This is a genomic window from Vibrio sp. Vb0304 (genome assembly GCF_033338995.1).
Taxonomy (GTDB): Bacteria; Pseudomonadota; Gammaproteobacteria; order Enterobacterales; family Vibrionaceae; genus Vibrio; species Vibrio alginolyticus.
Genome location: NZ_JAWOTT010000001.1, coordinates 240,705 through 259,834 on the forward strand (window position 1 = coordinate 240,705; position 19,130 = coordinate 259,834).

The 19,130-nt window shown below is 44.3% G+C and carries 23 protein-coding genes; 6 read left to right on the forward strand and 17 right to left on the reverse strand.

The features are described from left to right. The first annotated feature begins 1 nt into the window (after position 1). Entirely contained in the window at positions 2–2,440 is a 2,439-nt protein-coding gene (locus R7P35_RS00995) for a formate C-acetyltransferase/glycerol dehydratase family glycyl radical enzyme (protein ID WP_213904639.1), read from the forward strand. An 84-nt stretch (positions 2,441–2,524) separates the two neighbouring features. Here R7P35_RS00995 and R7P35_RS01000 read toward each other — a convergent pair whose 3' ends face one another. Then, the gene (locus R7P35_RS01000; protein WP_115386815.1) at positions 2,525–3,070 is read right to left on the reverse strand and encodes a TetR/AcrR family transcriptional regulator; all 546 of its coding nucleotides are present in this window, start codon (positions 3,068–3,070) and stop codon (positions 2,525–2,527) included. A gap of 98 nt (positions 3,071–3,168) precedes the next feature. On the opposite strand from R7P35_RS01000, the gene R7P35_RS01005 reads away from it, so the two are divergent. The 4 genes from R7P35_RS01005 (at position 3,169) to R7P35_RS01020 (ending at position 4,715) form a co-directional block, all read left to right on the forward strand. Continuing rightward, a complete protein-coding gene (locus R7P35_RS01005; RefSeq protein ID WP_005374998.1) occupies positions 3,169–3,642 on the forward strand; it encodes an HPP family protein in 474 nt (157 codons plus the stop codon). Between the two features lie 138 nt (positions 3,643–3,780). Then, a complete protein-coding gene (locus tag R7P35_RS01010; RefSeq protein WP_005374999.1) occupies positions 3,781–3,996 on the forward strand; it encodes a TIGR02450 family Trp-rich protein in 216 nt (71 codons plus the stop codon). A 112-nt stretch (positions 3,997–4,108) separates the two neighbouring features. Continuing rightward, positions 4,109–4,486 (forward strand): PH domain-containing protein, encoded by a 378-nt coding sequence (locus R7P35_RS01015; protein WP_005386881.1) that lies wholly within the window; start codon positions 4,109–4,111, stop codon positions 4,484–4,486. 10 nt (positions 4,487–4,496) lie between these two features. Further along, on the forward strand, positions 4,497–4,715 hold the full coding sequence (locus R7P35_RS01020; protein WP_213904638.1) for a DUF6500 family protein: 219 nt from the start codon (positions 4,497–4,499) through the stop codon (positions 4,713–4,715). Here R7P35_RS01020 and R7P35_RS01025 read toward each other — a convergent pair. The 9 genes from R7P35_RS01025 to fliD all read right to left on the reverse strand — a co-directional run bounded on the left by R7P35_RS01025 (position 4,712) and on the right by fliD (position 11,343). Continuing rightward, positions 4,712–4,999 (reverse strand): hypothetical protein, encoded by a 288-nt coding sequence (locus R7P35_RS01025; RefSeq protein ID WP_005375002.1) that lies wholly within the window; start codon positions 4,997–4,999, stop codon positions 4,712–4,714. The genes R7P35_RS01020 and R7P35_RS01025 overlap by 4 nt on opposite strands. A 77-nt stretch (positions 5,000–5,076) precedes the next feature. Continuing rightward, positions 5,077–6,072 (reverse strand): flagellar motor protein MotB, encoded by a 996-nt coding sequence (locus R7P35_RS01030; protein WP_213904637.1) that lies wholly within the window; start codon positions 6,070–6,072, stop codon positions 5,077–5,079. Then, the gene (gene motA / locus R7P35_RS01035) at positions 6,072–6,929 is read right to left on the reverse strand and encodes a flagellar motor stator protein MotA (protein WP_005375006.1); all 858 of its coding nucleotides are present in this window, start codon (positions 6,927–6,929) and stop codon (positions 6,072–6,074) included. Before motA ends, R7P35_RS01030 begins: the two co-directional genes overlap by 1 nt. A 10-nt stretch (positions 6,930–6,939) precedes the next feature. Continuing rightward, entirely contained in the window at positions 6,940–7,668 is a 729-nt protein-coding gene (locus tag R7P35_RS01040; protein WP_005375008.1) for a FliA/WhiG family RNA polymerase sigma factor, read from the reverse strand. A 12-nt stretch (positions 7,669–7,680) separates the two neighbouring features. Further along, positions 7,681–8,181, reverse strand: coding sequence for a flagellar basal body-associated protein FliL (fliL, locus tag R7P35_RS01045; protein WP_005375011.1), 501 nt, complete (start codon positions 8,179–8,181; stop codon positions 7,681–7,683). 22 nt (positions 8,182–8,203) lie between these two features. After that, complete coding sequence (locus tag R7P35_RS01050; RefSeq protein WP_025768599.1) at positions 8,204–9,277, reverse strand: flagellar hook-length control protein FliK; 1,074 nt, start codon at positions 9,275–9,277, stop codon at positions 8,204–8,206. Further along, positions 9,274–9,594 (reverse strand): hypothetical protein, encoded by a 321-nt coding sequence (locus R7P35_RS01055; RefSeq protein WP_005375013.1) that lies wholly within the window; start codon positions 9,592–9,594, stop codon positions 9,274–9,276. Before R7P35_RS01055 ends, R7P35_RS01050 begins: the two co-directional genes overlap by 4 nt. Continuing rightward, the gene (fliS, locus tag R7P35_RS01060) at positions 9,578–9,964 is read right to left on the reverse strand and encodes a flagellar export chaperone FliS (RefSeq protein WP_005375014.1); all 387 of its coding nucleotides are present in this window, start codon (positions 9,962–9,964) and stop codon (positions 9,578–9,580) included. Before fliS ends, R7P35_RS01055 begins: the two co-directional genes overlap by 17 nt. Before the next feature lie 32 nt (positions 9,965–9,996). Beyond that, complete coding sequence (gene fliD, locus R7P35_RS01065; protein ID WP_005375015.1) at positions 9,997–11,343, reverse strand: flagellar filament capping protein FliD; 1,347 nt, start codon at positions 11,341–11,343, stop codon at positions 9,997–9,999. A 416-nt stretch (positions 11,344–11,759) separates the two neighbouring features. Between fliD and R7P35_RS01070 the strand changes: the two genes are divergently transcribed. Continuing rightward, positions 11,760–12,047, forward strand: coding sequence for a hypothetical protein (locus R7P35_RS01070; RefSeq protein WP_025768597.1), 288 nt, complete (start codon positions 11,760–11,762; stop codon positions 12,045–12,047). Positions 12,048–12,117: 70 nt separating this feature from the next. On the opposite strand, the gene lafA is transcribed toward R7P35_RS01070, so the two are convergent. The 7 genes from lafA to fliP form a co-directional block, all read right to left on the reverse strand. Beyond that, positions 12,118–12,969 carry a lateral flagellin LafA gene (gene lafA / locus R7P35_RS01075; protein WP_005375019.1) on the reverse strand — a complete coding sequence of 284 codons (852 nt, stop codon included), beginning with the start codon at positions 12,967–12,969 and terminating at the stop codon, positions 12,118–12,120. Positions 12,970–13,270: 301 nt separating this feature from the next. Next, a complete protein-coding gene (locus R7P35_RS01080; RefSeq protein WP_005375023.1) occupies positions 13,271–14,041 on the reverse strand; it encodes an EAL domain-containing protein in 771 nt (256 codons plus the stop codon). 19 nt (positions 14,042–14,060) lie between these two features. Then, positions 14,061–16,151 (reverse strand): flagellar biosynthesis protein FlhA, encoded by a 2,091-nt coding sequence (flhA, locus tag R7P35_RS01085; protein ID WP_318091576.1) that lies wholly within the window; start codon positions 16,149–16,151, stop codon positions 14,061–14,063. Between the two features lie 31 nt (positions 16,152–16,182). After that, entirely contained in the window at positions 16,183–17,310 is a 1,128-nt protein-coding gene (flhB, locus tag R7P35_RS01090; RefSeq protein ID WP_005375025.1) for a flagellar biosynthesis protein FlhB, read from the reverse strand. Continuing rightward, positions 17,307–18,083: a flagellar biosynthetic protein FliR gene (fliR, locus tag R7P35_RS01095; RefSeq protein WP_005375027.1), complete on the reverse strand. Its 777-nt coding sequence runs from the start codon at positions 18,081–18,083 to the stop codon at positions 17,307–17,309. The genes flhB and fliR overlap by 4 nt, the downstream gene beginning before the upstream one ends. Then, on the reverse strand, positions 18,083–18,352 hold the full coding sequence (gene fliQ / locus R7P35_RS01100; protein ID WP_005375036.1) for a flagellar biosynthesis protein FliQ: 270 nt from the start codon (positions 18,350–18,352) through the stop codon (positions 18,083–18,085). The genes fliR and fliQ overlap by 1 nt, the downstream gene beginning before the upstream one ends. A gap of 12 nt (positions 18,353–18,364) precedes the next feature. Next, on the reverse strand, positions 18,365–19,123 hold the full coding sequence (gene fliP, locus R7P35_RS01105) for a flagellar type III secretion system pore protein FliP (protein ID WP_005375037.1): 759 nt from the start codon (positions 19,121–19,123) through the stop codon (positions 18,365–18,367). Positions 19,124–19,130: the final 7 nt, after the last annotated feature.

A 19,130-nucleotide genomic window follows, 5' to 3' on the forward strand; every position in this document is an offset into this window, starting at 1 on the left:
TATGGACCTGAATTACCTTCCTGAGCGTATCAAAGCGCACAAATCGGCACTGGTAAACATCGTAACGCCACCTGTCTGTACCGAGCGTGCAGAGGCATACACTCGTGCTTATCAAGCAAACGAAGACAAACCTGTGATTGTCCAACGTGCGCTAGCACTGCAAGAACACTTAAGCACTCGTACGATTTGGATTAAACACGATGAGTTAATCGTCGGTAACCAAGCGAGCAAAGTGCGCGCTGCGCCTATTTTCCCAGAATACACAGTGCGTTGGATTGAAGCGGAAATTGATGAGCTAGCCGACCGCCCTGGTGCAGGCTTTGCGGTCACTGAAGAAGATAAGCAAAGCATTCACAGCATCACACCGTACTGGCGCGGTAAAACCGTTCAAGACCGTTGTTATGGCTTGTTCACTGATGAGCAGCAAGAAATCTTAGCCAGCACCATTATTAAAGCTGAAGGCAACATGACTTCGGGTGACGCGCACCTTGCGGTGGATAACGAGAAAATATTGAAGCTAGGCATGAACGGCTTGTTAGAGGATGTTCGTCAGCACCGTGCTAACAATGATGTTTCGACCTTTGAAGGCTTGAAGAAAGAGCAGTTCTACAAATCGGTCGAAATTGTACTGCTTGCCATTCAAGACCACATGGTGAGCTACGCTGAATTAGCAGCAAAAATGGCGCTAGAAGAGACGCGCCCGCTGCGCAAAGCTGAATTAGAAAGCATTGCGGCAAACTGTCGTCATGTCGCGAGCCACGCACCAGAAAACTTCTGGCAAGCACTGCAGTTGAGCTATTTCGTTCAGTTGATGCTACAAATCGAATCGAATGGTCACTCGGTTTCTTTCGGTCGTATGGACCAATTCCTCAACGAATTTTATGTTCGTGATATCGAAAATGGCACGATTGAGAAAGACTTTGCATTAGAGCTTTTACAAAGCTGTTGGTTGAAGCTGCTTGAAGTAAACAAGATTCGCTCTGGTGCTCACTCGAAAGCATCGGCAGGTTCTCCGCTGTATCAAAACGTGTGTATCGGCGGTCAGAAGTTGAATGAAAAGGGTGAGCCTGAAGACGCAGTGAATCCTCTTTCTTGGGCGATTCTGGAATCTTGTGGTCAGTTGCGTTCGACGCAACCTAACTTGAGTGTGCGTTACCACGAAGGTTTGAACCAAGAGTTCTTAATGGGTTGTATCGAAGTGATTAAATGCGGCTTCGGTATGCCAGCGTTCAACAACGATGAGATTGTTATTCCTGAATTCATCAAGCTTGGCGTAGAGAAAGAAGACGCTTACAACTACGCATCTATCGGCTGTATCGAGACGGCGGTTCCGGGCAAATGGGGTTACCGTTGTACGGGTATGAGCTTCATTAACTTCGCTCGTATCTTGCTTGCTTCATTGAACGAAGGTGTGGATGCAACAACGGGTAAAGCTTTCTTGCCGCACGATAAGTCATTAGCAAAAGGCAACTTTGAGAACTTTGAGCAAGTGACAGCTTCTTGGGCAGAGCAAATCCGCTACTACACCCGTAAATCGATTGAGATTGATACGGTAGTGGACAGCGTGCTTGAACAGCAGGCACAAGACATCTTCTGTTCAACGCTGGTGGATGACTGTTTGGCTCGCGGTAAAACCGTGAAAGAGGGTGGTGCGAAATACGATTGGGTATCTGGCTTACAAGTCGGTATCGCAAACTTAGGTAATAGCCTAGCAGCTATCAAGCACCTTGTTTTCGATGATGCGCAAATCACTCAGCCCCTTATCTCACAACAACAGCTAGCAAAAGCATTGGCAGAAGATTTCGACGGCATGGAGAACGAACAGCTTCGCCAACGTCTTATCAACTTTGCACCAAAATACGGTAACGATGATGATGCGGTAGATCAACTACTGGCAGACGCGTACCAAGTGTACATTGATGAGCTAGAGCAGTTCGTTAATACGCGTCATGGGCGTGGTCCAATTGGCGGAGGTTACTACGCAGGTACATCAAGTATCTCGGCAAACGTCCCATTTGGCGCTTCAACTATGGCAACGCCAGACGGTCGTAAAGCGAAAACACCACTGGCAGAAGGTGCAAGCCCATCCTCTGGCTCTGACCGTTTAGGTCCAACAGCTGTGTACAACTCGGTCGGTAAGATCCAAGCGAATAAGATCCTTGGTGGCGTGCTGCTTAACCAGAAGTTAAGCCCAGCAGCGGTTGAGTCTGAAGGGGATAAGCTCAAGCTCTCTATGTTGATTCGCACCTTCTTCAACCACCACAAAGGTTGGCACGTGCAGTACAACATCGTCTCTCGTGAGACCTTGCTAGCTGCGAAGAAGAACCCTGAACAATATCGTGATCTTGTTGTGCGAGTTGCAGGCTACTCAGCCTTCTTCACCGCGCTATCACCAGATGCTCAAGACGATATCATTGCTCGTACCGAGCACGAGCTGTAAGTACAATCACTAACTAAAACGAAAGGCACCGATTGGTGCCTTTCGTTTGAATACTTAATCCGCAAATGACTATACCTGAACGCATTAAAGCTTGTGCAAAATGGTCACGCATTTCTTCGTGATGTTGTCGTACTCTTTCGTCATGTAAGCGGTAGTGATCGCGCCCTCTTTCATGATGCAAATGGCATCGAGTAATGCAGCGTTGTCTGATTTGAGATAGTGTTGAATTAGCTCTCTGACTTGCTGCTTATGGTAGCGGCAATACGTTGCGATCTCGCCACTGTCGTCACTGAATTCCGCGGACGTATTGATGAAAAAGCAACCGCGAAACTCGCCCAACTTTTCTTCAGAGCCATGAAACCAGCCGTTGAGTGCTGTAAATAACTGATCGATCACCTCCGCGCACGTTTGTGCTGAAGAAAGCTTTTCCTCCAACCATTCCATAAATACTTGGTGGCGTTGTTCTAATGCGGCGATGATAAGCGCTTCTTTGCTCTCAAAATGGTTATATAGCGTGCGTTTAGCCACGCCGGAAACATTGAGGACTTCATTGATGCCAATAGAGTTGATGCCTTGTTTATAAAACAGTGACAAAGCTGTGTCGATCAATAACTGTTTCTTTTTGTTCATAACTACGTCCTCAAAAAGTTCCATAAACACATATTGACAAAGGTAGACAGATTTGTCTATTTTATTTTGTAGACAATTCGGTCTACTTTGAGGTGTTTATGAATAATTTAATTTTATCGTTGGTTGCCGGGCTTGGCGCTACGTTGGCTATTGGCGTATTGTCCTACGCTGAGGTATCACTGACGGAGGTTGTACTCCTGATGGCACCATTTGGTGCTACCGCAGTACTGGTGTTTGGGGTGCCTAGCAGCCCTCTCGCTCAACCAAAAAACGTGATCATTGGTCACTTTATTACGGCATCTATCGGTATTGCGTTTAGCCAGTATGTTGACGTCACGCCGGTCACGCTCGCGATTGCGACGGGGCTAGGTGTGTCTGCGATGCTGATTACGAAGACCACTCATCCACCTGCGGGGGCAAATCCAATTTTGATCATGGCGTCTGGGCAGGGATGGAGTTTTCTCTTCACGCCTGTCCTGATTGGCGCGGTAGTGATTGTTCTGGTCGGTAAAGGGTTACAGTTGCTACAAAGTCAGTACTTAAACCCTCGACTGAATGGTCAGAAGACCTAGTCGGATTGTAGTTAGAGCCGCGAAAGGGAGTGATCTCTTTTGCGGTTTTATCTTTTGTCGGTTTGCAAAAACAAAATCTGATTCTCTCTTGGTATTCAGTCGTATACATCAACATGGTAGTTAAATTGGTACAATGCGATGAACAGAATCCACCCTAAGAAACTATTGCACAGTAAATGGACGGCAATTTCACCTAAAAACAAAGAGAAGCATTTTGTCGTGACGGAAATGGAACTAGATGAAGATGGTAACGTTGTGAGATGTGTCATCGAGGCAGTCATGAGTAAACGCGACCGAGAGATGAACTGGCAAGACCTAAAAGACTCTGAGCAATGGATGCAAGGGTGGAAGTGAGTGACGCTTCGTTGTTGGGCGAATCAAGCAGAAACGTGCGTTGCGAGTAGGCAAAAGTGGTGCTATCTGATACGTTGATAATTCGTTCTAACGCCCACTCAAAGGATTAATTATGATTGATTTCGACAATTCCTCTGTATTTAAGCTTAAGCCGATTGACGTTTCTAATGCCAGAGAAGACTTCCTTAAGTTCTTGATTGATGGTGAGACTATTTTCGCTGCTTTTAAAACAGTTCGTGACCAAGTGGTGTTTACGAACAAGCGAGTGATAGCGGCAAATGTGCAAGGGATTACCGGCTCAAAAGTGGATTACACTTCTTTGCCTTACAGTAAGATCAATGCATTTTCTATCGAGACCTCTGGTACTTTTGATTTGGATTGTGAAATCGAGTTCTTCATGAGTGAGGTGGGAAGAGTGCGTTTTGAAATTAAAGGCTCGTTTGATTTGATTTCTTTCAACCGTATGGTTAGTGAGTATGTACTAGGTTAAGGGATTAGAAATGAGAGCTTCGCTGAGAGACAAAATTATAGAGGTCTGTGACAAAAAGATCGCGAGTAAAGGTGAATTGGTTGGTCTCTCATTTTATGCGTTTTTCGCTAATAAAAATGACGACCCAGAGCTGTTGATGGAAGCGGCTACGTGGTGGGTTCAGACTCATCAGCTCGACCACTTCGAAAAAGCAGTAAAAATAAAATCAATGGTCGAGTCGGGGAGCTAAATTAAAAAAAAGAAGTAAAGAAAGCAGACAAATGCTAATAACGTTGCGGACAAAACAGGGTAGATAATGTAAGAGTCCTGCTTGTTGGTTCGTTGAAAACATAGCGAAACAAGTAAGACGTTATAAACAACAAGTAACAAGCTGATCATGGTTCCGCTGTTTAGTGTCATACTTGATAGCTGAGTTAAGAAAAACGCCAATAAAAGGTAATCGAAGACAATGAGCCATAAAAAGGCTTTCTTTAGTAAGTCGCTTTTTCTTTTTTCGGATGATGTTATGTGCATATAGAACTCAACTAAAAAGTCACAGTAACAGAGGCTTTGGTTAGAGAGGTCACCATCAGAGTGGTGACCTTTTAAGATTATAATTCTTGAATTTTTACTTCGCTGGTGGCGGTATCGCCGGAGTAATTGATGACTTCTTGACGAATGACTGGTTGGTTGAATTCAGCCTTATCTTTCGCTTTTTGCAGTTCGCTTTCTTGGTGGTTGCCAAAAAGGGTCTCAAGCACTTTAGCGGCAGGAGTCGTTAAAACAAACAGCTCAATACGACGGTTTTCGCTAGAATCTGGCTCATCAGGATTAAGCAGCGCTCTATCTGACATACCCGTTACCTGCATTACTCTATCATCCGGCATACCGCCTTCAACTAACGTATTTCTTGCTACGTCTGCTCGAGAGGCTGATAACGCCCAGTTAGATTGACGACCAAAATGCTTTTTAAATGGAATTGCATCTGTGTGTCCGCTGATGATCAGAGGGTTGTTAACACGATGAAATACAGGTGCTAGTGCGAGCAGTAAATCTTCAAAAAAAGGAGTAAGTTCTGCACCACCACGGCTGAACATATGCTGTTTGTAATCATCTTGAAGGACGATACGCAAACCTTGTGGTGTCACCGTGACGTTTACATTTCCCTGCGCATTAATTTGGGCAGTCATTTGCTCAATTACTTTCGCTAGTGCGGCAAGTTGCTCTTGAGTATCGAAGTTACCAGGAATCAAAGAATCAATTTCTGGTCCATCCCCATCACCTTTAAAGTAAGAGCTTACTACATGGTTGGAGTTGTGTTTACTTGGCACAGAAGAGTCCTGTGCCAAGTCGATAGGAGAAATACTTTGTGACGTATCAAATGGGTTGCCGTAACTCTTGTCGAATACGCTTGAACTATGCAAGTGGGCAACAATCGCTTTACGCTCTTCTTTGTCTACCACCTGCATAACCCAAAGTACAAGAAACAGCGCCATTAGGGCGATCATGAAGTCAGCAAACGCGACTTTCCACGCGCCGCCATGAGACGACTCATCATGGCTGTATACTTTGGCACGTTTGAACACTACATGCTCTTGTTTTTGCATTATCCCTCCTGTTCAGCTAACCACTTCTCCATTTGGTTGAATGTTGGTTTGATGTCTAGCTGAATATGTTTACGACCAGCGTCAATGGCGAGCAATGTCGGCTTTTTCGCTACGTAGGCAACCAAGGTTGCACGAACGCACTCAAAAGCAGTCATATTACGTTTTACTCGCTGAGCCATGGCGTTACTTAGTGGATCTAAGCCACAGTAACAACCGAAAATACCAATGAATGTACCAACGAGAGCTGCCGCAACGTGATAACCAATCATAGCGATTGAGCCATCAATAGCTTGCATGGTGATAATGATGCCACCAACTGCTGCAAGAATACCGAAGCCAGGTAGTGCTTCTGCTGTACGCTGTAGTGAGCGTGAAGGTAAAAGCATTTCGTTCTGTATTGCTTCGATTTCTTGCTCTAGCAGTCCCTCTAATTCATGAGGCGACATCTGTCCCATTGCCATTAAACGTAAATTGTCAGTAATGAAAGAAATTAGGCGATGATCTTCTGCGATCGTCGGGTAAGCGAGGAACATAGAGCTTTGCTCCGGAGCCTCAATATGAGAATCCAGAAACTTGTATCCGCGGTTTCTCGCTGTCTCTAGCAAGTTGTTGAGTAGTGCCATTAATTCCATGTAGTACTCATGCTCTTCTGTTGGACCTTTAATGGTCGCTGGCACTTGGCGACGCATTTCTTTCAGTACATGAGGCGGATTACCGATGATCAGAGAACCAGCAGCGGCGCCAATAATGATAAGGAATTCGGCTGGCTGCCAGATAGCACCTAAGCTACCACCGGCCCACATATATCCACCGAAGACGCACACCAGGATAGTGAGCACTCCAAAAAACTTTTGCATCTTGTGACTCCTAAGAGGACATTAATTGGTTGAGTTGTTTCAGCGCTTGTTTGTGAAGCTGACATATACGAGGTGGTGTCAGATCCAATACCAGAGCTATTTCGTGTAAGTTGAGTTCATGTTGATAGAACAGAGTCAGGAGCAGTTGATCGCGCTTAGGTAACTTACCCAAAGCACTGTCTAAACTACGACGAATATGTTCATGTTCCATGCCATCGTATTGCCCGCCAATGTAGCTATCACCGCTGCTCTCCATCAGTTGGTCAAGGCTTTGCATCTCGCCTGCGAGAGCGGCATTTTGGCGGTTGTAATAATCTTGCTCATTCGTCCCTAAAGCCTGGATGATTTCGGCATCCGTTGGCATTCGACCTAACGTTCGAGTGAGATCTCGAGTCACGTCGTTGAGCTCGTGGGCTTGTTGACGAGTCTTACGTGAACGCCAATCTAGTCGGCGTAATTCGTCTAAAATAGCTCCCCGAACTCGACAAACGGCGAAAGCAGGAAAGTGAGGATCGTCAACATCGCCATATCGGCGTCCAGCCTCGACTAGAGCGATAAGGCCTATCTGCTGCATATCTTCAATACTACAGTGAGAAGTGGCATGAACGCGCAGCTGGTTAACTACGCGTTTTACCATGACCTGATGACGTTGTAGCAATGCGTTTTCATCAATTGGTCGTGACGGTGTTGTCACTTCCTCTTCTGTGGTGTAAGTGTCTTGTACATTCATGTCTAACATGGTTGTGCTCCGTTATTGCACAACATATTTAGTCAACAAAACATCGTCGATTTCTCGGACGATGTCTGTTTTAGCAAAAGCGAGTAGAAGCGTTTGCTTCACTTCGTCTTGCAGAATATCGATGGCACCCGCTTGCTGTAACTGATCAAACGTTTTGTCGCTAAACAGTTTTAATAGAGAGTTTTGTACCATAGGCATGTATTCATCGATCTCTTTGATACGCTCTGGACGGCGTGTCTCAATTGCCAGTTCTAGCATCACAAAGTGAGTCTGTTTCTTGCCTTTAACGGTCAAAACGACTTTGTCCAAAGGATGGAAGCTAGGACCTTTACTTGTCGGTTGTTCTGTGACCAAAAAAGACAGTGGAGAGTCTTCGATCAGTGAACCAGAGTCAGGTGACTCTTGAGCGTGTTTGTTTAAGTACCAGATTCCGCCCATAATTGTGACGGCCGAAACGAGGGCACTGGTGATGATCATGGCGATAAACAGGGCGATCATTTGTTGTTTGGTCATAACCTTTTTCCTCGAAGATTCACTAAGCTTGAGTGCTTAGCCAGTGTTCTGAATAGTTAGTTGTTGTCGTGGTTTGGAATGCACCAGATTCTCGTGCGGCGAAAATATTGGCGTCTTCTTCGTTTGCATGTGGGTCATTTCGACCTTGGTTTTGATCAGAGCCAACATTGACATCGACATGAACGAAGTTTTGCTCTTGTAACTCAGTACGCAATCGTTCCGAAACTTGCATTAAAGCTTCTCGTGTTGCTGCGGCATTGGCGTTGATGTGGACACTCAATCGGTCACCTTCAACACGTACAAGTAAATCCAATTTCCCTAAGTCTGGTGGGTCTAGGCGGATTTTTGCTTCTTGTACATTTTGTTGAGCTTGGAGCGTCACGCGATCATGTAATACTTGCATCATTTGCTCCCCCCACTTTCCTGCAGTGGTATCAACACGCACCGCTGCCCACTCAGAGCCTTGAGCTTGAACATGACTCGTCGCAACCGGTGAATGTGCAGGTTGTGTTGTAGGAGCTTGTGCTTGAAGTAGAGAGGCGGTTGGTTGCCCTTGAACAGGTTGATTCAAAAGAGTTTGAAACTCAGCACCGGAGATAGGCAAACGCGAACTCGATGAAGTCGGCAGACTTTGCTTCACATCTTGTTTTGATGATGTGTTTAACATAGCGTTAGACGAATCTTGAGTAACAGACTTAACTTCGCTCGCAGTCATTAAAGATGACGCTTTTCCTAGTTTCTCAGCCTGCTTCTCTGCCATGGTAATCATACCCTGGGTTAAAGCTTGAGCTTGCGCTGCAAGATCAGTCGATTCTGTTAACCCTAGTGTACTGGTCAAGTTGGCATCCGGATCTGAAGCTGAGCGGTCATCAGTATCAAAACCATGACTTTGTACTTTGTTTGCGCTGTTCAAAGTAGAGGCCGTAAGGTGAAAACTCGGTACTGCTGACGCAGAGTTAAAGTCTTGCTCACCATTCTGCTTGTTCCCTGATCTAAAACCATGAGAAAAGCCGTGTACCGAGTTCGCTTGCTTGATGTGACCCTCATTGTTAGCTGGCGAATTACCCGAGTGCTGAGTTGAAGAAGGTATGATCATTGAGTTAGCTCCATGGTCATTGCTAATTGATAGGCCATAGCGCGTTCTTGATGGTCATTGACCATGTTCATCTCTTTTTTCAACTCGTTGGTCGACTTCTCTAATACTGCGAAGGCATTAGCGTGCACTGTTTTCGCTCGCTGGATTTCAGGTGCAAGCTTAGGATCTTTCAAAAAAGGCTTGTGACTGATCAAAAGCTCTCGCAACTGCAAGTCGTACCGCTTGAGCGCATGCCAATCGGCCGTTTTTGCGGCGAACTGGATGAGCTGAGATAAATGACGGAATCGCTCTGGCGATACTTTATGCTTGTTGTCCAAAATTCATCCAACCTTCACGAATGTTACCCATTACACGCTCAACGTTAACCAAGCGATTTGCATCGTTTTGCACGCTAGCGTAATAAAGTTCGACTTGGCAGAAGTCATACAGCTGGCGTAGGTTTTCCGCAATTTCACCGCCGTTTTCATCATCTAAAGCACTTGTTAGTCCAATCAAGATGTTCATGCATTTGTTGATTCCATTCCCTTTCTCAGCCAAACGATTTGCGGCTAGGTGGCCGCGAATACGTTCAACTTCATCGAGTAGGCCATCGATTAACATGATGACTAATTGGTGTGGATTTGCTGCTGCCGCTTGAGCGTCGAGATCGACTTGTTGGTACGAATCGTAACCAGAATCCATAAGCATGAATATTTCTCCTAAATTTGGAACCAAATGTCTTATTTTTGAGCATTAAACATGGACATGGTTTGGTTCATTTGGGTCATAATTGAATTCATTTGAGTGAATTGTTTGAGATAGCGGTTGTACGACATTTCGTACTTACGCTCTAAATTGGTTTGTTTATCTTTGATTCGGTCTAAGCTTGACTGTATTGCGTCTTTACGCGTGCTGAAGGTACCTGATGAGAACTTCAAGAAAGGCTCTACCATCGCGTCAAGAGAATCTAGCAAAGCGTCATCCCCATTAAACAACGCCTCTAAGCCTGCGCTATTTGTTTGTTGAGCTTCTTTGAACTTTTCTTGATCAACTTTCATTTTACCGTTGCGGTCTAGGCTCACGCCGATTTCGCTTAGGCGCATACCATTGTGTTCACCTCGGATTAACCCCGTTAACTGACTCTCAATAGAACGCAATGTCGAGTCGCTAGCGAGCACGCCGCGTTTCTGATCTTCACCGCCAATTTGGGTGTACTGATCGATAGTCGAAACAAGGGCATTGTAGGTTTCCACAAACTTATCTAGTTGCTCTTTAGTGCCTTCGCTATCAGCTCCAATTTTTAAACCGATTGGCGAATCTCCCGCGGCTTGCGGTTTAGATACGGTAATGTCAACACCGTCGATGACACCTTCAAAAGTATTACTTGCGTTGGTTAGTTTCAGGCCTGAGTCTTTTGCACCTAGCCACATAACCGCATCTTGCGGAGCGTTGATTTGCTTGAGGTTGGTGAAGGCGTCTTCAAACCACGCTTGGCCAGTACCCGATGCAGATACGTTGATCTTATTTTCGACACCAGTCTCAGTACTCGATAGCATAAAGTGTGTTTGACCATTCGAGCGAACTAGAGTGGCGTTAACGCCAGGGTTATCCGTGTGATTGTTAATCGCACTGGCTAAATCACTGATCGTTGCAGTGCCGTCACCATTAACATCAACGGAGGACAAGTCTAGAGTCATTGTTTCACCGTTGATGGTGAATTCTAAAGATCCAGTTGTTGGTACTTCTGTCGTCGCCTCAAGGTCTGCAGGCATTCCTGTAGATACTTGATGCGCCGTTGCCACTTTTTCTACAAAAATCTGATAGTTACCCGTTAGCGCTTTAGCATCCGCGTTTGCAGTAAAGTTACCTTCTTGAGAGAGTGTCGCACTGTTTTTGATGATGCTGTTTGTGCTGTTATTCATCTCTTTCATTGCAGTACGAAAATCACGTAGTGCGCTTTCAACTTTATTAAAAGCTGACAGTTGTGACTGGTACACATTAGCTTGCGCTTGGTAACGGTTTTTGAATGGGTTTGTGTCCAATTGTGCGAATTGGGTTGCCATTTTTACTGGGTCTAAAGAACTCATGAGGTGTGCTCCTCTCATCTCTTATTGGCTTGAATAGTTTGAATGCTACGCCTTAGTTTAATTATCAGTGGCAAGATGCGTGCCGTATATTAAATTCAATTAAAACAAAGGTTTAGATCTATTTTATTTTCTTGGGAGGAAGTGGTGTTTCCACCTTGTTTGTTCCGCCTTCCTCCATGGAAAAAGTAATTTCCTTATAAGAAAAGGCGACCTAAACAAAGAAAATATTTAATTGTATTGACGGTTCTAATTAGGAGAGATGTTTTAATTAGACGTTATATTCAGCCTTTACTTCAGCTTGATTCAGATAATTCTTACAGAGTGCATTAATTGCGTTCTGATATTATTTTTGATAGTGCGATGTGCAAGTGTTCTCACTAAAAATTAAATTTTTTACGTTTCAAAGAATGTCAGTTATGAATGAATTTGCGTTACGATTGATGAAATGTGCTCGTGCATATGAAGAGTTCATTAACAAAAAACTATTAAGTAAACAGAGCATCAATTCTGATGAGATAGCTAGTATCTTAAAGGAAGCTAAGTTCAATTTTCCTGAACTTAGAGATAGTAAAATAGGAAGTAAATTAGAGACGATAGAATTAGAACTGTTTAATAAGGTTTTATTCAATATTATGTTGAAGTTCGGATTCAGAGTGCCTGAACCTCACAAAGATAATACGAGCTCTATTTATATTCGTAGATAAAAATAAAGCCTTCCATAGGAAGGCTTTATAATTAAGACGATTTAAATTAAGCGCACTATTAACTAAGTAATTAGCGTAGTAGTGACATTGCCATGCTTGGAAGCTGGTTAGTTTGAGACAGAACAGTTGTACCTGCTTGCATCAACATTTGGTTCTTAGTCATGTTTGAAGACTCTACTGCAAAGTCTGTATCCATGATACGACCTTTAGATGCTGTAACGTTTTCTACCATGTTACCAAGGTTAGCCATAGTGTGCTCAAGACGGTTGATGTTCGCACCGAAGTCTGCACGAGAGCTACCAATTTTTTCTACTAGACCGTCAGCGCCGCTGATTTTGTCTAGTGCTGCTTTTGCTTTAGTCGCGTCATCGATACCATCTGTAATTGCTGCATCAGCAAGGATAGTAGTGATTTCACCGATACCTGCGCTTGCGCTTACAGTCAATGTTTCAGCAGAAGATGCACCGATTTGGAATGTTACGTCACCTGCACCGAAGCCGCCGCCTTTAAGAAGGTTTTGACCACCGAACTTAGTGTTGTCTACGATGTTGTTTAGTTCTGCAGTAAGCTGTGTGAACTCTTTGTTAAGAGACGCACGGTCTGTTGCACTGTTTGAACCGTTCAACGATTGTGTAGCAAGGTCGTTCATACGGTAAACGATGTTTGTCATTTCATCCATCGCACCTTCAGCAGTTTGCATCATAGAGATGCCGTCTTGTGCGTTACGCATTGCTACTGACATGCCGCGTGTTTGCGCTTCTAGACGGTTAGCAATTTGAAGACCAGCAGCGTCATCAGCAGCTGAGTTCACACGGTAGCCTGTGCTTAGACGTTCCATTGCTGTGTTTAGAAGTCCGCTTGTTGTGTTCATTGTGTTTTGAGTTACAAGCGAAGCGTAGTTAGTGTGCATTGATAAAGCCATCTTAGTCTCCTTAGTTAGTCACTATATCTTTCAGGCCTCGGGATATTCCCTTGTCACTAACTAGAGGCGGTCGGTCGGCTTTAATGATTAATTTGAAAATTAAAAAATTTCTAAAAAAGATAAAAATTGATGATTTTTAGTGATTTGTATTCCATGAAAACCGGGGAAATCATCATATAAGCCTAAATTTTTTAGTTAAGTTAAAGAAACTATTGCCCAATGATCTTGTGGTTATCCGTTATAAATAAAAAAACAGCACGAATAAATCGTGCTGTTTTAAATATAAATGGTTGAGTTTCAACTATTCCTCATCAAAAGACTGAAAGGAGAGAGAGGTTGGGATATCGCTGAAATAACCAAAATAATAACTGGCACCCAATAAACGATAACGGTTAAGTTCCGTTTGACTCGCTACACGTCCGGCAACCCAAGTATATTTATGCTTTCTTAAGAACTTAGCAATAGGTAGGAAAGCGTGTCTTTCTTCTTTATCTTCTAGTGTGACTGACAATTTGATCATATCGGGACTAAAGTCTGCGACGCGCTCGAAGTTCACTTGCGATGTCGCGACTTCAAACCAAAGTGAATATGCATTCTCTTTTAACTTTTTGGTGAGTGTGGCGACTTTATCACGATCACATAACGTTTCATCAGCTTGAAGAGAAGGAATCACATGTTGAAAAGCAGAAGAGTGGAATTGAATCGTCTGTTCGAGAAAATAAACCCCAGGCTCCCACAGTAATGCATCAACGCGAATCGGCACGACAACATTACTAATCAAGTCGTGGTGAAAGGCTTCTAACTGAAATTGTGTTTGTCTTAGTGCAAGGTAAAGACTGAACAAATCCAGGCAGTACTGCATTTGTTCAGAGAGTTTGAATTGATAGACACTTTGTTCTCCACGCATACCAAATCTCAACGTCAGGTGTTGGAATTCTACTTCCCCTGATTGAGCTTCCCTAATTGCTTGGCATGCGTGTTGGACATCATTGTGTTTTAAAGCATCAAAGACTAATTGATCGTCATCCGTGACGATATGTTGTACTGCGAGACCAACCAAATGTTCGTACATCGCATGTGTTGAAATAAGATTAACCAAGGTTTCCTACCACATTGATTTGTTTGTTTTCTGGGATTTCGTTGTAAGACAATACTGCCAGCCCTTGTGTAAATGTACGAGCGTAACGCGCTAGAAGAGGGCGCAGCTGTGGCATAACGAGAAGGATCGGAGGTAGCCCCTGTTGCTTAAGCTGTTGTCTGATCAATGGCAAGTTTTGTTGGAACTGACCAAGAATGTTTGGCTCAATTGGGAAGCTATCTAGTGTTACCGTACCAGAAGATTGTGCTTGTTGCAGTGAAGTTAGTAGCATTTGTTCTAGCTCATCAGACAGTGCGTAGACATTTAACTCGTTCTTTTGTCCTGCAATTAAGTTAACAAGCGTACGCTTTAGTGCACAGCGCACATCAGATGCAAGTAGGATCGGGTCCTTTGTATTTTCCGCGGATTCCAACATTGTGTTGGCAATCGTGCGAATATCTTTTAGTGGCACTTGGTCTAATAAAAGCTGACGATATACTTTCAGCTGCTGCGCTGGATTAAGTGCTGCTGCTAATGCTTCTGCTAGTTTTGGGGCTTGTTGTGTCAAACGCTGGGTTATTGCTTCCACATCGTCGTGCGTAAACAATTCTGCAAGGTTTGTCTTCATGATTTTACTAATATGAGTGGCAATAACAGTGCCATCATCGACAACTTGGTAACCCATATTAAGTGCTTTTGCTTTATCTTGATGCTCAATCCACACAGCTGGCAACTGATAAGCAGGATCGCTACCCAAAATGCCATCTACCTCACCGTAAGTTTCGCCAACCGCTATCGCCATTAAACGCTCTGGTTCAATAAAACCTTGCTCAATGACTTCGCCATTTAGAGAAATTGTGTATTGGTTTGGCTTGAGGCTTAGGTTGTCACGAATACGAACTTCAGGTAATAAAAAGCCAACTTGTTCAGAAAGGTTTCGACGCACACCGCGGATACGTTGTGATAAAGGAGCCCCTTGCTCTTTGTTGACTAGATGGACGAGTCGGTAACCAAGCGCAAGTGATAATGTTTGGACGTGAGGAATATCATCCCATGTCAGCGGTGTATCATCGTCTTGCATCGCTTGTGAAAGTGCTTCGACCTCTTCAATCTGGGAGTCTTGCACTGGCTTCTTGGTTTGACGCCACCCTGCGAACGCTAATGCGCCAGCAAACGCAAAAAAGGCTAGGTGTGGCATACCCGGTACCATACCGATTACCGCCATAATACCTGCGACAGTAAATAGCGTTGCAGGAGTTGCCAGTAATTGCTTTTGCATGGTTTCCGACATGCTATTATCGCTATCATTAATTCGCGTAACGATAATCGCGGCAGCCGTTGCCAATAGTAGTGAAGGAATTTGAGCAACTAGACCATCACCGATTGTGAGTAGGGCATAAGTTTTAAAGGCGTCAGACGCAGCGAGTCCATGCTCGAAGACACCAATACTAATACCACCAATGATATTGATAAACAGAATCAACAAACCTGCGATGGCATCGCCACGCACAAACTTTGATGCACCATCCATCGAACCATGAAAATCGGCTTCGTTGGCGACTTCTTTACGGCGTAAGCGAGCCGTTTCCTGATCGATAAGGCCAGCGTTTAAGTCGGCATCAATTGCCATTTGTTTGCCTGGTAAAGCATCCAACGTAAAGCGGGCTGAAACCTCAGAAATACGTTCACCACCTTTGGTGATTACGACGAAGTTGATGATCATCAAGATGACAAACACCACCATACCAACGACGTAGTTACCGCCAATGACGACTTCACCGAATGCTTGAATGACCTTACCCGCTGCGTCACCACCATTATGTCCTTCTAGGAGTACAATTCGCGTAGAAGCCACGTTCAATGTGAGACGTAATAATGTTGCGACCAGCAAAATAGTTGGAAAAACAGAGAAATCTAATGGTCGCTTTGCGGTTGTGCTGACCAGCAATACTAGGATTGCTAAGACGATATTAAAGGTAAACAGCGCATCCAGTAGCAGAGGAGGCAAAGGAAGAATCACCATTGCTAATATCATTAGCAAGACGATTGGAATGCCAACGTAGCCTTTGGTTGATGTTTGAAGTTGTTTTAACCGGTTAAGCATACTTTCGTGTCCTTGGATAAACGCGGGTTAATCAGTGCTGCAAATGTTTTGGAATCGAAAAATGAGGTAAAGGAATTGGCTCTTTTCCCTCACCTTTACGAAAGGCTTTCAATTGCAAAACGTAAGTAAGAATATGTGCCACTGCGATGTACAGTTGGCTTGGGATTGCTTGTTCAATCGCCGTCGTGTGATAAATCGAACGGGTAAGTGGCGGGGAGTTAATGATTTCCACTTTGTTTTCTCGGGCGATACGTTGAATGTGCATAGCAGTTTCGTCTACGCCTTTTGCGACGACAAAGGGCGCGTCAGAAAGCGAAGGCTCGTATTTCAGTGCGACTGCGTAGTGCGTTGGGTTTGTGATGATCACGTCAGCCGTCGGCACCATTTTATCGATCTTACGGCGCGCAAACTGTTGCTGTATTTGACGAATACGTTGCTTTACTTCCGGACGACCTTCATTATTTTTAAATTCCTCTTTCAACTCTTGTTTCGTCATGCGGAGTTCTTTTAGGTGTTCCCAACGCTGATAAGGAATGTCGATAACCCCAAATAACAACAATGCAAAGCCCATTAAGAGTAAGCCTTCAAACAGAATTGACATTACTAGAGAAAAACCTTGGCTGAGCGGGAGATTTTGCATGCCAAGTAATGGCTGTAAGTGGTTGTCTAAGTAGCCATATAAGATGCCGAAGATGACGGCTACTTTGAACGTCGACTTTAAGAGCTCAACCACCGAACGTGTCGAAAAAATGCGCTTTATCCCGCTCAAAGGATTAATTTTGCTCAGCTTTGGCATCACGTTCGCTGGACGGAACATCCAGCCGCCTAGCACAAGGCTACTACCACAGGTCACGATAATAATGACGGTAAACAATGGTAATAGCATGTCGATGATGACCGCTAAACTTTGTCCCAATTGCTCGACAAGTTGTTTAGGATTTTCTAGGTCGGCTCGCGTCAGCATCATGTTGTAGCGAAAGATCCCCGACATGCTTTCCCAAATACTATTAAGCTGAGAGTAAAAGTAGAGCGCCACCGCTAGAAATATAACCGCAGTAGTAAACTCTTTCGCGCGAGGAATTTGTCCTTCCTGACGGGCTTTCTTTACCTTCTGCGGTGAGGCTTTTTCAGTTTTGTCTTGAGAAGATTGATCGCTCATGCTCCCCCCAACATAAAGTTACTCAAGTGTCTAATGGTGTCGTGAACGAGCGCCGTGTAGCGACCAGGAACACCAGAAACTGAGATTAATACGCTGAATAGACCCAGCAGCATCGTCATAGGAAAACCTAACGCATAGACATTAAGTGATGGTGCGGCTCGGTTCATTACACCAAAACTGATGTTGGCTAGAAGCATGGAAACAATAGCGGGTAAAGCCAAAGCTAGTGAAGAGGCAAACATCCAACCGAAAATATTGACAACACCTTGCAGAGAAAGCGATGTGATACCAGATCCGACTGGCCAAACAACAAAGCTTTGAATCACGATATCTATGACGAGTAAGTGTCCTTCTAGCGCAAGAAACAACAAGGTTGAGAAAATCAGAAATATGCGTCCCAAAATGGCGACAGAAAGCCCGTTAATAGGATCATTCATCATCGCCATACCTAAGCCCATTTGCAGAGAAATCACCTGACCAAGCATGGTGAAAACGTTAAAGAGCATGTGCAAAATTAACCCAAACATTACCCCCCAAATAGCTTGCTCAAAAGCAAGGAACAGGGAAGTCATAGAGAATAATTCGACTTGTGGCATTGGTGGCATTAACGGTCCAGTAATGACAACGATCGAGAGGGCCAGTAAAGTACGAACCCAAACAGGAATAATTGCATCACCAAAGAAAGGCATTGAAATAAATACGGCTCCCACACGAAAAAACGGCCACCAGAGTTGACCGAGTATCGCCGAGAGCTCTGCAAATGTGATGGCCATTAGCCAATCATCCCTGGTATGTTGTGGAACAAGAAATCAAACAGTTCCATGATCTTACGGAGCATCCAGTGACCTGCAAAAATCACCATTAATAAGGTAACGAGCAAACGTGGCAAAAAGCTGAGTGTTTGCTCGTTGATTTGTGTGGCAGCCTGAAATACGGCGATACACAAACCGACAATTAAGCCTGGAACAACCAATACGGCAACCATCAAAATGATCAGCCATACTGCATCGGAAAATAACGTTACGGTTAGTTCTGGGGTCATAACTGCTCCTAGTTAACCGAAGCTGGCAGATAAGGTGCCAACTGTCATTGCCCAACCATCCACGAGTACAAATACCACCAACTTAAAGGGAAGTGAGACAATTAAAGGTGATAGCATCATCATACCCATTGCCATCAGGACACTGGCGACAACCAAGTCGATGACCAAAAACGGGATGAAAAGCATAAAACCAATTTGGAAGGCGGTTTTTAGTTCACTAATGACAAATGCAGGCAAGACGACGGCAAATGAAATATCCTCAACGTTTTGGTCGAGAGGCTCATTGGCAATACGTAACATTTGTTCAAGAGAGCTTTGGTGCGTCTGTGCCAGCATGAACTCTCTCACTGGTTTCTCTGCAACAGAAAAAGCCTGTATTAGCGTGATTTCGCCGTTGTCGTATGGCTGAAACGCATTTTCATAAATATCGCTCCAGACAGGGCGCATAATCAGCAACGTCAATGCGAGAGCGATCCCGACCAACACTCTATTAGGTGGGCTTTGTTGAAGACCAAGAGCTTGGCGCAAAATCGCAAGGACAACGACAATTCGAGTAAAGCTCGTCGCCATCAAAATAAATGCTGGAAGAAAACTGAGCGCCGTCATCAACAACAGAATTTGCAGTTTAACGCTGTATTCTTGTTGTGTGTCGCCATCAGAAACGGACAAGATAGTTAAGCCGTTGTCAGCCGCCATTGTTGGGAAAGCAAACAAAAGTGACACCAATACCAAAAGAGGTAACCAACGGTGCCAAGCGCTCAGATTTTTCATTGTGATG

Bases quoted from the DNA above. Each gene is read 5' to 3' on its own strand.
- R7P35_RS00995 (WP_213904639.1), top strand. From the start codon at position 2: ATGGACCTGAATTACCTTCCTGAGCGTATCAAAGCGCACAAATCGGCA.
- R7P35_RS01000 (WP_115386815.1), bottom strand. From the start codon at position 3,070: ATGAACAAAAAGAAACAGTTATTGATCGACACAGCTTTGTCACTGTTT.
- R7P35_RS01005 (WP_005374998.1), top strand. From the start codon at position 3,169: ATGAATAATTTAATTTTATCGTTGGTTGCCGGGCTTGGCGCTACGTTG.
- R7P35_RS01010 (WP_005374999.1), top strand. From the start codon at position 3,781: ATGAACAGAATCCACCCTAAGAAACTATTGCACAGTAAATGGACGGCA.
- R7P35_RS01015 (WP_005386881.1), top strand. From the start codon at position 4,109: ATGATTGATTTCGACAATTCCTCTGTATTTAAGCTTAAGCCGATTGAC.
- R7P35_RS01020 (WP_213904638.1), top strand. From the start codon at position 4,497: ATGAGAGCTTCGCTGAGAGACAAAATTATAGAGGTCTGTGACAAAAAG.
- R7P35_RS01025 (WP_005375002.1), bottom strand. From the start codon at position 4,999: ATGCACATAACATCATCCGAAAAAAGAAAAAGCGACTTACTAAAGAAA.
- R7P35_RS01030 (WP_213904637.1), bottom strand. From the start codon at position 6,072: ATGCAAAAACAAGAGCATGTAGTGTTCAAACGTGCCAAAGTATACAGC.
- motA (WP_005375006.1), bottom strand. From the start codon at position 6,929: ATGCAAAAGTTTTTTGGAGTGCTCACTATCCTGGTGTGCGTCTTCGGT.
- R7P35_RS01040 (WP_005375008.1), bottom strand. From the start codon at position 7,668: ATGTTAGACATGAATGTACAAGACACTTACACCACAGAAGAGGAAGTG.
- fliL (WP_005375011.1), bottom strand. From the start codon at position 8,181: ATGACCAAACAACAAATGATCGCCCTGTTTATCGCCATGATCATCACC.
- R7P35_RS01050 (WP_025768599.1), bottom strand. From the start codon at position 9,277: ATGATCATACCTTCTTCAACTCAGCACTCGGGTAATTCGCCAGCTAAC.
- fliS (WP_005375014.1), bottom strand. From the start codon at position 9,964: ATGCTTATGGATTCTGGTTACGATTCGTACCAACAAGTCGATCTCGAC.
- fliD (WP_005375015.1), bottom strand. From the start codon at position 11,343: ATGAGTTCTTTAGACCCAGTAAAAATGGCAACCCAATTCGCACAATTG.
- R7P35_RS01070 (WP_025768597.1), top strand. From the start codon at position 11,760: ATGAATGAATTTGCGTTACGATTGATGAAATGTGCTCGTGCATATGAA.
- lafA (WP_005375019.1), bottom strand. From the start codon at position 12,969: ATGGCTTTATCAATGCACACTAACTACGCTTCGCTTGTAACTCAAAAC.
- R7P35_RS01080 (WP_005375023.1), bottom strand. From the start codon at position 14,041: ATGTACGAACATTTGGTTGGTCTCGCAGTACAACATATCGTCACGGAT.
- flhA (WP_318091576.1), bottom strand. From the start codon at position 16,151: ATGCTTAACCGGTTAAAACAACTTCAAACATCAACCAAAGGCTACGTT.
- flhB (WP_005375025.1), bottom strand. From the start codon at position 17,310: ATGAGCGATCAATCTTCTCAAGACAAAACTGAAAAAGCCTCACCGCAG.
- fliR (WP_005375027.1), bottom strand. From the start codon at position 18,083: ATGGCCATCACATTTGCAGAGCTCTCGGCGATACTCGGTCAACTCTGG.
- fliQ (WP_005375036.1), bottom strand. From the start codon at position 18,352: ATGACCCCAGAACTAACCGTAACGTTATTTTCCGATGCAGTATGGCTG.
- fliP (WP_005375037.1), bottom strand. From the start codon at position 19,123: ATGAAAAATCTGAGCGCTTGGCACCGTTGGTTACCTCTTTTGGTATTG.